We start from the raw sequence: 13,081 nt of genomic DNA on the forward strand, positions 1-13,081 counted from the left end.
GGCGGGGGTGGCGGACGCCGAGCTCGACCCCATCGTCGAAGACGGACTCGAGCTCTACCCCGTGCCGCTGAGCGCCGAGGAGATCAACGAGTACTACGAGGGATTCTCCAACGCCACCCTCTGGCCGCTCTATCACGACGTCATCGTCAAACCCGAGTACCACCGCGAATGGTGGAACGCCTACGTCGAGGTGAACCGGCGATTCGCCGAAGCCACCTCCAAGGCAGCGGCACAGGGCGCGACAGTCTGGATCCAGGACTACCAGCTGCAGTTGGTACCGAAGATGCTGCGGATGCTGCGCCCCGACCTGACCATCGGCTTCTTCCTGCACATTCCGTTTCCCCCGGTCGAGCTGTTCATGCAGATGCCGTGGCGCACCGAGATCGTCGAAGGCCTCCTCGGCGCCGACCTCATCGGCTTCCACCTTCCGGGTGGCGCACAGAACTTCCTGTACCTGGCCAGACGCCTTGCCGGGCAACAGACTTCACGTGGAACCGTCGGCGTCCGCTCCAAACTCGGTGTGGTGCAAGTAGGTTTCCGTAGCGTCCGCGTCGGCGCCTTCCCTATCTCCATCGACTCCGGCAAGCTCGACGAGCTCTCGCGCACCAAGGCAATTCGAGACCGCGCCAAGCAGATTCGCAAAGAACTCGGAAACCCCAAGCACATCATGCTGGGCGTCGACCGCCTCGACTACACCAAAGGCATCGACGTCAGGCTCGCTGCGCTCCACGAACTTCTCATGGAGAAGCGCATCGACCCCGCCGACACCGTCATGGTGCAGTTGGCGACCCCGAGCCGCGAACGCGTCGAAAGCTACGTACAGATGCGCGGAGACATCGAGCAGAAGGTCTCCCGAATCAACGGCGAGTTCAGCGAAGTCGGCCGCCCCGTCGTCCATTACATCCATCGGCCGATCCCACGCGACGAACTGGTCGCGTTCTTCGTCGCCGCCGATCTCATGCTCGTCACGCCGCTGCGTGACGGCATGAACCTCGTCGCCAAGGAGTACGTCGCCTGCCGAAGCGATCTGGGTGGTGCATTGCTGCTCAGCGAATTCACCGGTGCCGCAGCAGAACTCCGCCAGGCATTTCTGTGCAATCCCCACGACCTCGACGACGTCAAGGATTCGATGGAGAAGGCCCTCAATCAACCGCGCGAGGACGGCCGGCGCCACATGCGTGCGCTACGTCGTCAGGTCCTGACGCACGACGTCGACCGCTGGGCGCGCTCGTTCCTCGACGCGCTCGCACACGGCGGTGCCGCAGGCCCGGCGCTGATCGCCCCGGCCGAAGCACAAGACCACTGAGGACAGTGCACAAAGGCTGAGGCCGCGGAGAGTGAATCTCCGCGGCCCCAGCCTCTTTCGTACCCGACTCCAGCCTTCGTGTGTTTGATCAGAAGGGTTGGACGTTGTTCACGAGCCAACGCCCGTCCTGCTTCTCCAGACTCATCTTCACGCGACTGCCACTGGCAACGGCTTCGGGCGATTCCGAAGACGTCGTGATCTGATTGAGGAACAGCATCGTCGTCGCGCTGTCTGCCTCGGCGTCGAGAACCGCGGCGCCCTGGACGACGACCTGAACGGTCAGCGACTTTTCCTTGGCTCCCGGAATGATCACCGATTCGATCAGGTTGGTGAACGTGCCTTGAAAATCGCCCGTCAAACCGTCTGTGGCTGCATGCAACTGCTGGTCGACGTTGTTGTAGTCGTACTGGAACATCGCTACCGCCTGATCGGAAGAGGCCTGTGCCACTTCGTCTCTGGTCTGATCGATCGCTGCGGTGTCACGCGTTCCGTCCGGACCGAAGTAGAGATACGCCGACACTGCCGCCAACGCGATGGCCACTGCACTGATGACGCACAGGATGATGGCGAGCGGTGAGGCGCGCTTCGGCTTCGGCGAAACTTGCTTGGACGTCTCGGGGTTCACTTCTGGGGTCATGGCACAAACTCCACATTCGAGGCAAGCAACTGCCCGTCGACGTCGCACATGGTGATTCGGAGTCGGTAGTTGCGTTCAGCGGGCGCTTCGTCGCCGTTCTTCTGCATCGCACGCACCGCGACCAATGAAGTCCCGCAATCGCCGTCGGATTTCTCGAACCCGGCTTCGAGCACCTCGCCGTCGGTCTGAACTCCGGCCTGCCCGAGGACGTTGACAAACGAATCCTTGCGTCCGTCGAACTGCGACTTGAACTCGTCGGTGGTGCCGGCGAGGAACTTGTCGAGGTCGGCAGCCGCTGTATCCGCGTGCAGTGTCGTCAGATTCAGTGCGGTGGTCCGGGCACCGGCCACGTAGCGGGCTCGGTCCTCGTCGGCATTGGACGCCTTGTTCCGGTCGACGAGAAGAAACACCGTCAGGGCCGCAAGAGCAACAGCGATCACCGAAGCAATGGCGATCCCGACTACCAACCCGGCCTTGGGCTTCGAACGAACAGGGGTGTCCACAGCAGTTTCTGCGGGGGTTTCGGCGGTACCGGTCGGCTCAGCCTTGGTCGCGACCTGATCACCGCTGACGACCTTCTCAGGTGGAGTATCGGGCTTGCCCAAAGCAACTGGCGCCGCCGCCTTCTGCTCAGCTGGCTTCTGCTCGGCCGGCTTCTGCTCGGCTGGCTTCTGCTCGGCCGACTTCTTTTCGGTGGGCACTACTACCGCGGCAGCGTCTGCATCCGCACCCGTGGGTCCGGCGCTGCGAGACGCGCGACGGCGCACCCGCTGCCCGGCCTGTGGATCTTCGTCTGTCATCAACCCTGCTGACCCTTCATGAACTGTTCGAGACTGACGTCGCCGCCACCGAGGTTCGGTTGCGAGTACGTCCTTCCGTCCGGCCCGATGTACGTGCCTGTAATCGGATCGTACCGACGAGCCGAGACCGAAGGCGTCGACGTGTACGAGCTCGGGGTCGCGGTAATCGGTTCCGGAGGCCCGGATTGCGGGTTCGTGCCCATCGGTACGTAGCCGGAACGGCACTGTTCGACCGTCGGCGCACGACGTCCCGGATACTCCTCGCAGGGAAGGTTTCTCGCGCCGCGCACGGCGATCGGCGAATCCTGGGCAACCTGGCAGAAGAGATCCGACGGCGTCTCGATTGGTGATTCGTCCTTCGGACTGCGCCACTGCTCTGCGGGCAGGAATCCTGTAGTGCACGGCGGCGGGTCGTTGACCTCCATGTGGAAGTCCACCAGTGCACCATCTGCAGCCGGGCCGGAGCCTGCCACCGTGACCAGCGCTGCGGCCAGCGGCGGGTAGATGACCAGAATCTGCTCGATCGCGTTGTTGTAGATCACGCCGACCTGTCCGACGGACACGAGGTTCGCCAGAAGAATCGGCAATGTCGGCTGCATGTCTTGCAGAAGAGCATTCGCCTCCGCCGCTGCGGCCGGACCCTTCTGGATGACGGCACGCAGATCAGGGTCGCTGGCTCGGAGCTGATCGGTGAACGTCACCAGATTGCTTGTCCAGGAACGGATGGCGTCGCTGCTGACCACCTGGGTGTCCAGGAGTGGACCGGCCTGCTCGATCAGGGTCTTGGTCGCGTCGGAGTTGTTGTTCGCCTCCTCGACGAACAGCCGAGCCGAGTCGATCAGCTTCTGCAGATCCGGGCCGGCACCGTTGAACGCCTTGAAGGATTCGTCGATGACGGTCTTGAGCTTGGTGTCGGAAATGCTCTGCAGCAACACATCTGCCTGATCGAGCATCGCGCCGACATCCTGCGGAATGCTGGTTCGGTCTTCGGGAATCACCGATCCGTTTTCCAGATGCCCGTCGACCACGATCGCTCCGGAGCTGTCGGTGTGCGGAATCAGATCGACGAACTGCTCGCCGATCGCCGACACACTCTTGACCGCAGCGTCGACGTCCGAGGGCACCTTGACGCCGCTCTCGAGAGACAGACGCGCATTCACGCCCGTTTCCGACAACTCCACCGCGTTCACGACGCCGATGGTCTGACCGCGGTAGGTGACGTTCGAGTTCTTGTACAGCCCACCGGTGGCGGGCAATTCGACGGTGACGTCGTATCGGCCGATACCGACCATAGCGGGAACACGCACGTACTGAGTGGCCATCACTATCAAACCGACGACCGTCAAGACGGCGAAGATGATGAGCTGGATGCGGACGAACTTTGTGAGCATCATGGTGCCGGTGCCCCCTGAGGAAGTCCTGGAATGTTGATCGGCGGAAGTCCCGGAATCTGAATGGTATTCGGATCCGCTGCCGGAGCCTGTCCTGCGGGAGCCTGTCCGGCAGGGGCCTGTGCGGGCGGTGCGGCAGGCTTGAGCGGATCGCTCAACGGGTTGCCTGTCTGTCCGGCCAGCCCGGCCTGCTTACCCAACACGCCTTCCGGTCCGGAGAGCGTTCCGGCCAACGGAGTTCCGGTGAGGAAGTTCGCGTCCAGTCGGGGCAGCGAGATGTCGATGGTCATGGCCAGGTTGGCGTAGTCACCGCGAATGACGTTGTCGATTCCGTTCTGTGGGAACGGGAACGTCAAGAGGACTCCGAGAACCTGCGTGAGAGCGTTGCCCGAATCCGCCAACGCTTTCAGAGTCGGCGACAGCGCGCGAACGTTGGTCGCGAAATCGTCACCGCTCTCCTGGATGACGCGACTGGCCACCTCGCTGAGACCACCGAGGGAGGTCAAGGCGTTGGTGATGTCCTGACGCTGAGCGACAAGAACCTCGAGTGCCGGCGGAATACCTTCGAGTGCTTTGTTCAGGGTGTCGTGCTGGGCCTGGACCGTCGAGGACAGTCGATCGAGTCCCTCCATCGCCGAAACGATGTCGCCCCGTTGCTTGTCCAGACTGCCGACCAGCTGATCGAGCTGAGGTAGGAGGTCTCGAACGGAATCTTCACGCCCACCGAGAGCGGCGTTGAGTTCCTTCGTGATGTCCTGAACCTGAGCGAGACCGCCGCCGTTGAGAACAACCGACAGCGACGACAGCGTCTGTTCCGTCGTCGGGTAAGCGCCCGCTCGCTCGATCGGAATCAGGTCACCGGCTTCGAGTCGGCCCTCGGGCTCTTCTCCAACAGGCGGCGCCAACTCGATGTGCCGAGAGCCGAGCAAGCTGGTCTGACCGATTTTTGCCGTCGCGTTGGCCGGCAACTCAACCTCGGGATTCAGCGACACCGTCACCAGAGCGTGCCAGCCTTGAACCTCGATGTTCGAAACGCTTCCCACTGCCACGTCATCCACCCGGACGGGCGAATTCTGCGACAGCGTAGTCACGTTCGGCATCTCGATCTGAACCTCGTATGCGCCTTCGCCCCGGCCTTGAGTGCCTGGCATCGGCACCGAGTTGAGACCGTTCCATTCACAACCGCTGGCGCCGAGAGCCACTGCCGTGGCCAACACCGCAACCGTGGTCTTGCGAGCTACCCGCATCAGTTCCCTCCGCCCATGTTGAAGAGTTCGGCGAGATCCTTGGGAACACTCGTCATGGGAGCACCTGACATCGGTCCTGCGACGGTTTCCGGCTGATTCTGACTTGCCGCTTCCAATCCCGGCTCGGTGTAGACGATCTGATCCGGGAAAGCCTGCACGCCCGCGACCGGGTTGAACAGGAATCCGGGGTAGTTGCCGATCATCGTGCTGAGCACCGGCCCGAGGTACTGCTTACACAGGTCGGCACTGTTCTGGGAGTTACCACTCTCGATACCTTCGATGGAACCACAGATCCACTGGATCGGATTCTTGAAGTTACTCAGTGCAATTGCGCCGGTCATACTGCCCTGAGCCGGCTTGTAGATCTGATAGAAGTTGGCAAGCGACGTCGGTCCGGAGTGCAGAACCTGCTCGATCTCCGGGCGCTTGTCCGTCAGCACCTGGGTGGCATCGGCGAGACGCGCAACCGATTCGCTCAGTCCCTCGCTGTTGTCCTTGACGAACCGCTGGACGTCGCCGACGGCCAGGTCGAGATCACTGAGGGCGGTACCCAACTCGTCGGAGCTGCTTGCGAGAACGCTTGTCACCGAAGCGAGGTGACCGCTGAACTGCACGATCTGCTCGTTGCTCGAGGACAACGCAGTGACAAACGCCTGCAGGTTCCGAATGGTGGAGAACAAATCGGTCCGGCCTTCGGACAGCGTGTGCATCGTGGCCGAGAGTTCGCGCAGCGTCGACCGAATCGACTCACCGTTACCGTCGAGGTTCGTTCCCACGGTGTCGATGAATCGACCGAGGGAACCCTGATCGTCCAGACCCTCCGGTCCGAGGGCGTCCGACAGTTTGGTCAGTTCGGTCTTGATCTCGTCCCACTCCACCGGAACGGCGGTGCGCTCGATCGGGATCTCGCCGCCGTTGGGCATCTGTTCCCCGCCGGAGTACACGGGGGTCAATTGCACGAAGCGTGCGGACACGAGGCTTTGAGCAACGATGAGCGCCTTGGCATCTGCCGGAACGTCGACGCTCGAATCGATCTTCATCTCGACGTAGGTGTCCCGATCACGCGGTTCGATCTTGGTCACCTTGCCGACGTTGACACCGAGCACTCGCACGACATCGCCCTCGTAGAGACCGGTGGTCGAGACGAAGTGCGCGGAGATCTTGGTCTTGCCCAGGCCTGGGATGAATAGGTAGGCCGCACCGGCGACAAGCAGCGCGACCAGCACACCCGCTCCGATCAGCACCCACTTCTTGCGTGGGTTGGTGGAGCCCTGTGGATCCTGTGAAGTCATGGTCTCGGTCATTCTCCCGGCCCCCTGATCGTCGGTGGAATACCGGGGAAGAAGTCTTCCAGGTCGCCCGGAACCTGCTCGGGCGCGACGCTGGTGTCCACCAGGGTCTTCCACCAGTTGCTCGGCAGAATGTTGATGATGAAGGCGTCGAAGAACGGGCCGCTGGCCACGGTCTCACCGAGCGCGGTGATGTACGGTCCGAGTCCGTCGAGCGCTCCCGCGATGTTGTCCTTGTTCTGCTGGAGAACCTCGGCGACCGAATTCAGCTTCTCGAGGGTCGGCCCCATCTGAGCCTCGTTCTCCTGCACCAGCGCTGACAGTTGACGTGAGACTGCGCCGGTGTTGACGATCAGTTCGCTGATCGCGTCACGCCGCAAGCTCAGTTCGGCAAACAGCTTGTTGCCGTCGACCAGCAACGAATCGATCTGACCGCTTCTGTCGGAGAGGATCTTGGTGACATCTTCGGCCCGCGAGAGCAATTGGAGCAGGCTCTCGTCGCGTGAGTTGATGCTCTGCGAAAGCCGCGTCATTCCGTCCAACGCGGTGCGCAGTTCGGGCGGAGTATCGGCCAGCGTGTCCGAGATCGCGTTGAGCGAATCGTTGATCTGTTCCGTGTCGAGTTCGGACACCGTTGTCCCGAGGTCACCCAGAGCGTCGTTGAGCGAGTACGGGGAGTTGGTGCGTTCGACCGGAATCGGCGTGTCCGTCCGCAACAGTCCGGATCCTTCCGGCCGTACCGCCAACGACTTTCGCCCGAGAACCGTGTTGGTCTTGATATCAGCCGCTGTCTGCTCGCCCAGGGCGACACCGTCCTGAACGGTGAAGGTGACCAACACCTTCTGGTCGTCGAGTTCGACGTCGCTGACCTTGCCGACCTTCACGCCGGCCATGGTCACGTCGTCGCCGGTGACCAGGCCGCCGGCATCTTGGAAGTACGCCGAGTAGCGAATGCCACCGTTGATGAACTGGAGTTGATCGTATTGAAGCGCGGCACCGACGGTTGCCACCGCCAGGACGAGACCGATGACACCGATCTGTACCGGATTACGTTCACGGGTTGGGGTCATGAGACTTTTGCGCACCTTCCCGTGTCCTGAACTGCCGTGGGCAAGATGATCGTCGTCCCGTCGGGTCCGGAGAACTTGAAAGTGTTGGCGCACAGATAGAACTGGAAGAACGCTCCGTACGTGCCCACTCGGATCAGCTTCCGGTAGTCGGACGGCAGACGATCGAGAGCGGTGTTGATGTCGTCCTTGCCCAGGTCCAGCTGCGTCATCGTTCGGTTGGTCTCCCCGATCAGCGTCTGGATGTCCGGACGTGTCGCCTGCAGCAACGACGCGAGATCTCCCGTGGCACCGGCGATCTCGGTGATCGAATTACCGATCGGGCCACTGTCCTTCGCCAATCCACTGACCAACTGCTGGAGCTGATCGATCGTGGTGGAGAACTGATCGCCCTTGTCGTTGATGGTGCCGAGTACGTCGTTGAGATTGGTGATGACGTCCCCGATCAGCTGGTCTCGGTCCGCCAACGTGCTGGTGAACGAACTGGTGTTTCCCAGCAACGAAACCAGCGTTCCGCCCTGGCCCTGGAGTACCTGCAGCAGGGCCCCGGAGAGGTCGTTGACCTGCTGCGGGTCGAGCGAACGAAGCAGCGGCTTGAATCCGCCGAGCAGCAGATCCAGATCGAGAGCGGGCGACGTCTGATCGACCGGAATGGATCCTCCCGACGGAAGCGTCTCGGTGGAACCGGCGCCCTCGAGCAGTTCCATGTAGCGATCGCCCACCAGGTTCTCGTAGCGCACAGTCGCTTTGGTGCTCTTCATCAGCGAGTACTTGGTGTCGACGTCGAACTCGACCTCGGCCTGGTTGGAGTCACCGATGGACACTCCGGTGACCGACCCGACCGGAACACCGGCGATGCGGACCTTGTCGCCGGACTTGAGTCCCGAGACGTCCGAGAAGGTGGCGTGAAATCCGTTGCTGCTGCTGAAGCGCACCTGACTGAAGACGATCGCCAGTCCGGCGAAGATGACCGCCATGACGACGGTGAAAATCAGCAGCTTGACCGTGGTCGGTCTCATCACTTCCCGTCTTCCTGCTCGTAGGAGTCACCGAAGAGATACTGGAAAATGGTCGGCACGGTAACGCGCAGTTCGGTGTTGGGAACGAAGGGCACGTTGCCGGTGTTGGTGACTGCGAACGGTGCATGCCCGTCGACCTTCGGATCGAATTCGGGCAGACCATAACAATTGGGTCCGCCGGAGGCCGCGACCTTGGGGAGAGATTGCGGATTCTGGTACGCCTCGGCGCCGTACATGAAGCTCGCACTCAGCATCAGCGCCGCTTTGTCCCCGGTGCCTGCCAGTGGCTCGAACTTGATCCGACCGTCGTTCAACCCGACGATGAAGCACGTCAGACCCGACGAGTACTTGTCGAGCAGGGTCGTCGTCGCGGTCAGAGTGTCGAGGGCGGTGGTCAGGTTCTGCTCGTTGTCGGTCAACAACGCGTTGCCGGTGTCCGCGAGGCCGGTGACGTTGAGCAACAGCAAGTCGAGGTTTGCCTGCTCGGCCACGATCGATCCGCTTGTCGCGGTGGCATTGTCGAGGATGCGCATCAGATCCGGTGCCACGTCGGCGTACAGATTGGTGACATCGGCGGCGCCGACCAAGTCTTCCTGGAGCTGCGGCAGAACCGGATTCATCTTCTTCAGATAGGTGTCACCGAGCTCGAGAACCTCACCCAGCGACTCGCCGCGCCCGTTGAGTGCGGTGGAGATCGCGCCGAGTGTGGCGTTGAGCTTTTCCGGTTCGATCTTCGCGAGTACGTCCGAAAGATGTTCGAAGACACTGTTGAACTCGACGGTGACGCTGTCCGAAGCGATGACAGCACCCTCCTGGATCGGCTGGGTCGACGGATCGTCGGGAATCACGATGTTGACGTACTTCGCACCGAACACCGTGGTGGTCTTGATCTCCACCCGGGCGTTCGACGGAATCTTCGACATCTGGCCCGGATCCATCGCCAACTTCAGGTTTGCCTGGTCCCCGACGAGTGAGATCGACTCGACGCGGCCGACCTGCACTCCGCGCAACTTCACCTTGGCATTGGGTTCCATGACGAGGCCGGCACGCGTGGACGTCACGGTGATGGGCGTGCTCTTGGTGAACCCACCCGAGAACATGGTGAGAGCAACGGCGACGATCGCCACGAGTCCGAGGACCAGGCCGGCTGCGGCCAACTTCTTGTGCCATCTGGGTACGGTCATCGCTTGCCCGCCTATCCCGACAGGTTGAAGTTGCCGGACCCGCCGTAGATGGCGAGTGAGATGAGCAGGGTGACCGTGACGACCGCGATCAACGAGGCGCGCACTGCGTTACCCACCGCGACACCGACGCCGACCGGGCCACCGGTTGCGTTGAAGCCGTAGTAGGTGTGGATGAGCATGACGGCCAGCGCCATGACTATCGCCTGGGCGAACGACCACAGTATGTCCGTGGGTATCAGGAAGGTCGTGAAGTAGTGGTCGTACACGCCGCCGGACTGGTTGTAGAGGAACACCGTCGCAAAGCGGCTGGCGACGAACGACGCGATCACCGCCAGTGAGTACAGCGGGATGATCGCGATCATGCCGGCCATGACGCGGGTGCTGACCAGATACGGAATCGACGGGATCGCCATCGTCTCCAGCGCGTCGATCTCTTCGGAGACGCGCATCGCACCGAGCTGCGCGGTGGAGCCGGCGCCGATGGTCGCGGCGAGGCCGATTCCGGCGATGACCGGCGCTGCGATGCGAACGTTGATGAAGGCGGCGAAGAAGCCCGTCAGTGCTTCGACGCCGATGTTGCCCAGCGAGCTGTAGCCCTGAACGGCGATGGTGCCACCGGTGAACAGTGTCAGGAATCCGACGATCACGACGGTGCCACCGATGACGGCGAGCGCACCGGTGCCCATGCTGATCTCGGCGATCAGTCGCAGAGTTTCACGTGGATAGCGCATCAGCGCCTTGGGAGCGTGACCGAGAGCCTTCGCGAAGAACAGCGCTTGATCACCGATGCTGTCGATACTGCGAGAGATCGAGCCGATCTGTCGACGTGTGCGCGGGAAGCGTCCCGCTGCGGCCAACGCCATCAGATCTCCTCCCGTCTGTCGTTTGTCGTTCTGTCCACTTCGATCTCTCCGACTGCCGTGGGCCTCATCCGGCCGTCAACTTGATACCGATGGTCGTGATGAGCACGTTGACGACGAAGAGCGCCATGAACGCGAACACGACGGTCTGGTTGACCGCGTCACCGACGCTCTTGGCGCCGCCTTTGACGTTGAGTCCGAGGTAGGCCGCAACCAGGCCGGCGATCATGCCGAACAGCCCTGCTTTGACCATGGAGAGCATGAGCTCACCGAATCCGGTGAGCAGTGTGATGCCGTTGACGAAGGCGCCGGGGTTCACGTCCTGGATGAACACGGAGAAGACGAAACCGCCGAGGATGCCGATGGTGCAGACCAGTCCGTTGAGGAGCAGCGCCACACCTGTCGACGCGAGCACTCGGGGAACGACCAACCGGTGGATGGGATTGATCCCGAGCACCTTCATGGCGTCGATCTCTTCGCGGATGGTTCGGGCCGAAAGATCCGCGCAGATGGCGGTTGCGCCGGCGCCGGCGACGATCAGCACGGTGACGATGGGGCCGACCTGCGTGACGGTGCCGAGGGCAGCTCCGGCACCACTGAGGTCGGCTGCACCGATCTCGCGCAAGAGAATGTTGATGGTGAAGCTGACCAGCACCGTGAACGGGATTGCGACCAACACCGTCGGCACCATCGAGACTCGGGCCACGAACCAGGCCTGATCGATGAACTCTTGCCGCTGGAAAGGGCGGGAGAAGACTGCCCTCAAGGTTTGGGCGGACATCTGAAAGAAGCCACCGACCGCTCGTAATGGCACCTCGACGAGGTCTACCATTCGCCCTCCTCGTCCTTGGTTGCCGCAGTACTGTCTGTTCTCATAGTCCAGCCCCCGACAGCTTGTGACTCAGGTCATATTAACTAGAACGTGTTCACCTGTCAAAAACAAGTGTCCAACTCTAAGGAGTAGCCTCACGGCGACGATCCGAAACCCGAAGCTTCGGGCCATGGGAAGCATCCCTTTTCGGTGCGAATTTCGCCGAAATATCCTGGAAATTAATACTTTTGAATGATCAGCGCTTATCGGCGCCGGATCGAGACCCTGCTACCGCGCCAGCCTTGACCGGGCACGTCGATCGAATACCGCATCGTTCACAGGAATGCAAAATTGGAACACAGTCTAGTTTTTTTGAGACCGTTGGTCTCGTTGTAGAACGCAGGCAGAGTGCCGCGCCCACCGACTCGTGAACACGCTATTTCTACCAGGAAGTGGACACGTAGACCGTCTAAGTGTGAACAACGGTTCTACGTGTCGCGCACCTGAGAATCAGACCCGTCGATCAGCCCAACGCGCGCAGGGCCGCCGATGCCGAGAACATCTTTGCCGGGTCACGGTCAGCGAAGTAGTCACCCATCACCGCGGACAACGTTTCCGGCGACCAGGAATCTCCCTCTGCGTCGAACCGCTGCTCGACGACGGGCGCCGCCATCAGCGCAACCATCGGTCCGTACACCACGAATACCTGACCGTTGACGGCGTCGGCCGCCGGTGACGCCAGGTACGAGACGAGCGATGCCACATGCTCGGGCGAGAGCGGATCGATGCCGTCGGCCGGCGCGTCACCGAACACACCTTCGGTCATCGACGTCCGTGCCCGCGGGCAGATCGCGTTGGCCCGAACGCCGTAGCGCGAGAGCCCACGTGCGGCCGACAACGTCAGCGCCGTGATTCCGGCTTTTGCAGCGCCGTAGTTGGGCTGCCCTTCCGGTCCGAGGAGACCCGCCTCCGAAGAAGTGTTGACGATGCGCCCGTACACCGGCGCCCCGGCTTCCTTGGATTTCGCCCGCCAGTAGGCAGCGGCGTTGCGGCACAAGAGGAAATGGCCGCGAAGGTGCACTTCGAGTACGAGATCCCAGTCTTCGTCGGACATGTTGAACAGCATCCGGTCGCGTACGACCCCTGCATTGTTGACGACGATGTCGACACTGCCGAACTGACCCTGCGCTGCTTCCATCAGTGCGTCGGCAGTAGAACGCTCACCGACGTTGCCTGCCACGAATTCGACCTTGGCACCGAGACCACGGATTTCCTCGAGCGTCGCTTCGACGGCCTCGTTCGGGGCCAGATCGTTGACGACCAACGACGCACCGGCCTTCGCCAGACCGATGGCCTCGAACTTTCCGAGCCCCGATCCGGCACCGGTCACGATGGCGACCTTGCCTTCGAGACTGGTTTCTGGACTGTTCACAGCATTCATCGAAGCGCTCTCCCGGTTCTCTGCGGTCG

At 61.9% G+C, this 13,081-nt stretch carries 12 protein-coding genes; 1 reads left to right on the plus strand and 11 read right to left on the minus strand.

What is annotated here, in order from left to right:
• Window positions 1–1,306: alpha,alpha-trehalose-phosphate synthase (UDP-forming) (locus tag AC1Q61_RS30495; RefSeq protein ID WP_492654915.1), on the plus strand; the 1,306-nt coding region annotated here is incomplete at its 5' end.
• Between the two features lie 88 nt (window positions 1,307–1,394).
• Here the strand turns inward: AC1Q61_RS30495 and AC1Q61_RS30500 are convergent.
• The 11 genes from AC1Q61_RS30500 to AC1Q61_RS30550 form a co-directional block, all read right to left on the minus strand.
• Complete coding sequence (locus AC1Q61_RS30500) at window positions 1,395–1,943, minus strand: hypothetical protein (RefSeq protein WP_007734345.1); 549 nt, start codon at window positions 1,941–1,943, stop codon at window positions 1,395–1,397.
• On the minus strand, window positions 1,940–2,743 hold the full coding sequence (locus tag AC1Q61_RS30505) for an Rv1363c family protein (protein WP_215515653.1): 804 nt from the start codon (window positions 2,741–2,743) through the stop codon (window positions 1,940–1,942). The genes AC1Q61_RS30500 and AC1Q61_RS30505 overlap by 4 nt, the downstream gene beginning before the upstream one ends.
• Window positions 2,743–4,137, minus strand: coding sequence for an MCE family protein (locus AC1Q61_RS30510; protein ID WP_037132261.1), 1,395 nt, complete (start codon window positions 4,135–4,137; stop codon window positions 2,743–2,745). Before AC1Q61_RS30510 ends, AC1Q61_RS30505 begins: the two co-directional genes overlap by 1 nt.
• Window positions 4,134–5,381: an MCE family protein gene (locus AC1Q61_RS30515; RefSeq protein WP_492651395.1), complete on the minus strand. Its 1,248-nt coding sequence runs from the start codon at window positions 5,379–5,381 to the stop codon at window positions 4,134–4,136. Before AC1Q61_RS30515 ends, AC1Q61_RS30510 begins: the two co-directional genes overlap by 4 nt.
• Window positions 5,381–6,685: an MCE family protein gene (locus AC1Q61_RS30520; protein WP_007734341.1), complete on the minus strand. Its 1,305-nt coding sequence runs from the start codon at window positions 6,683–6,685 to the stop codon at window positions 5,381–5,383. The genes AC1Q61_RS30515 and AC1Q61_RS30520 overlap by 1 nt, the downstream gene beginning before the upstream one ends.
• Window positions 6,682–7,740: an MCE family protein gene (locus AC1Q61_RS30525; protein ID WP_003945728.1), complete on the minus strand. Its 1,059-nt coding sequence runs from the start codon at window positions 7,738–7,740 to the stop codon at window positions 6,682–6,684. Before AC1Q61_RS30525 ends, AC1Q61_RS30520 begins: the two co-directional genes overlap by 4 nt.
• Window positions 7,737–8,756 (minus strand): MCE family protein, encoded by a 1,020-nt coding sequence (locus tag AC1Q61_RS30530; protein ID WP_007734337.1) that lies wholly within the window; start codon window positions 8,754–8,756, stop codon window positions 7,737–7,739. Before AC1Q61_RS30530 ends, AC1Q61_RS30525 begins: the two co-directional genes overlap by 4 nt.
• Window positions 8,756–9,940 (minus strand): MCE family protein, encoded by a 1,185-nt coding sequence (locus AC1Q61_RS30535; protein ID WP_003945815.1) that lies wholly within the window; start codon window positions 9,938–9,940, stop codon window positions 8,756–8,758. The genes AC1Q61_RS30530 and AC1Q61_RS30535 overlap by 1 nt, the downstream gene beginning before the upstream one ends.
• A gap of 11 nt (window positions 9,941–9,951) precedes the next feature.
• Entirely contained in the window at window positions 9,952–10,803 is an 852-nt protein-coding gene (locus AC1Q61_RS30540) for an MlaE family ABC transporter permease (protein ID WP_003945759.1), read from the minus strand.
• 64 nt (window positions 10,804–10,867) lie between these two features.
• On the minus strand, window positions 10,868–11,632 hold the full coding sequence (locus AC1Q61_RS30545) for an MlaE family ABC transporter permease (RefSeq protein WP_003945687.1): 765 nt from the start codon (window positions 11,630–11,632) through the stop codon (window positions 10,868–10,870).
• Between the two features lie 502 nt (window positions 11,633–12,134).
• The gene (locus tag AC1Q61_RS30550; protein ID WP_007734334.1) at window positions 12,135–13,052 is read right to left on the minus strand and encodes a 3-oxoacyl-ACP reductase; all 918 of its coding nucleotides are present in this window, start codon (window positions 13,050–13,052) and stop codon (window positions 12,135–12,137) included.
• Window positions 13,053–13,081 lie beyond the last annotated feature (29 nt).

The sequence above is a fragment of the Rhodococcus sp. MPR-R1B genome (genome assembly GCF_058793255.1).

What these genes read in the sequence shown, in the direction of transcription:
- AC1Q61_RS30500 (WP_007734345.1), bottom strand. Translation starts at nt 1,943, where the DNA reads ATGACCCCAGAAGTGAACCCCGAGACGTCCAAGCAAGTTTCGCCGAAG.
- AC1Q61_RS30505 (WP_215515653.1), bottom strand. Translation starts at nt 2,743, where the DNA reads ATGACAGACGAAGATCCACAGGCCGGGCAGCGGGTGCGCCGTCGCGCG.
- AC1Q61_RS30510 (WP_037132261.1), bottom strand. Translation starts at nt 4,137, where the DNA reads ATGATGCTCACAAAGTTCGTCCGCATCCAGCTCATCATCTTCGCCGTC.
- AC1Q61_RS30515 (WP_492651395.1), bottom strand. Translation starts at nt 5,381, where the DNA reads ATGCGGGTAGCTCGCAAGACCACGGTTGCGGTGTTGGCCACGGCAGTG.
- AC1Q61_RS30520 (WP_007734341.1), bottom strand. Translation starts at nt 6,685, where the DNA reads ATGACCGAGACCATGACTTCACAGGATCCACAGGGCTCCACCAACCCA.
- AC1Q61_RS30525 (WP_003945728.1), bottom strand. Translation starts at nt 7,740, where the DNA reads ATGACCCCAACCCGTGAACGTAATCCGGTACAGATCGGTGTCATCGGT.
- AC1Q61_RS30530 (WP_007734337.1), bottom strand. Translation starts at nt 8,756, where the DNA reads ATGAGACCGACCACGGTCAAGCTGCTGATTTTCACCGTCGTCATGGCG.
- AC1Q61_RS30535 (WP_003945815.1), bottom strand. Translation starts at nt 9,940, where the DNA reads ATGACCGTACCCAGATGGCACAAGAAGTTGGCCGCAGCCGGCCTGGTC.
- AC1Q61_RS30540 (WP_003945759.1), bottom strand. Translation starts at nt 10,803, where the DNA reads ATGGCGTTGGCCGCAGCGGGACGCTTCCCGCGCACACGTCGACAGATC.
- AC1Q61_RS30545 (WP_003945687.1), bottom strand. Translation starts at nt 11,632, where the DNA reads ATGGTAGACCTCGTCGAGGTGCCATTACGAGCGGTCGGTGGCTTCTTT.
- AC1Q61_RS30550 (WP_007734334.1), bottom strand. Translation starts at nt 13,052, where the DNA reads ATGAATGCTGTGAACAGTCCAGAAACCAGTCTCGAAGGCAAGGTCGCC.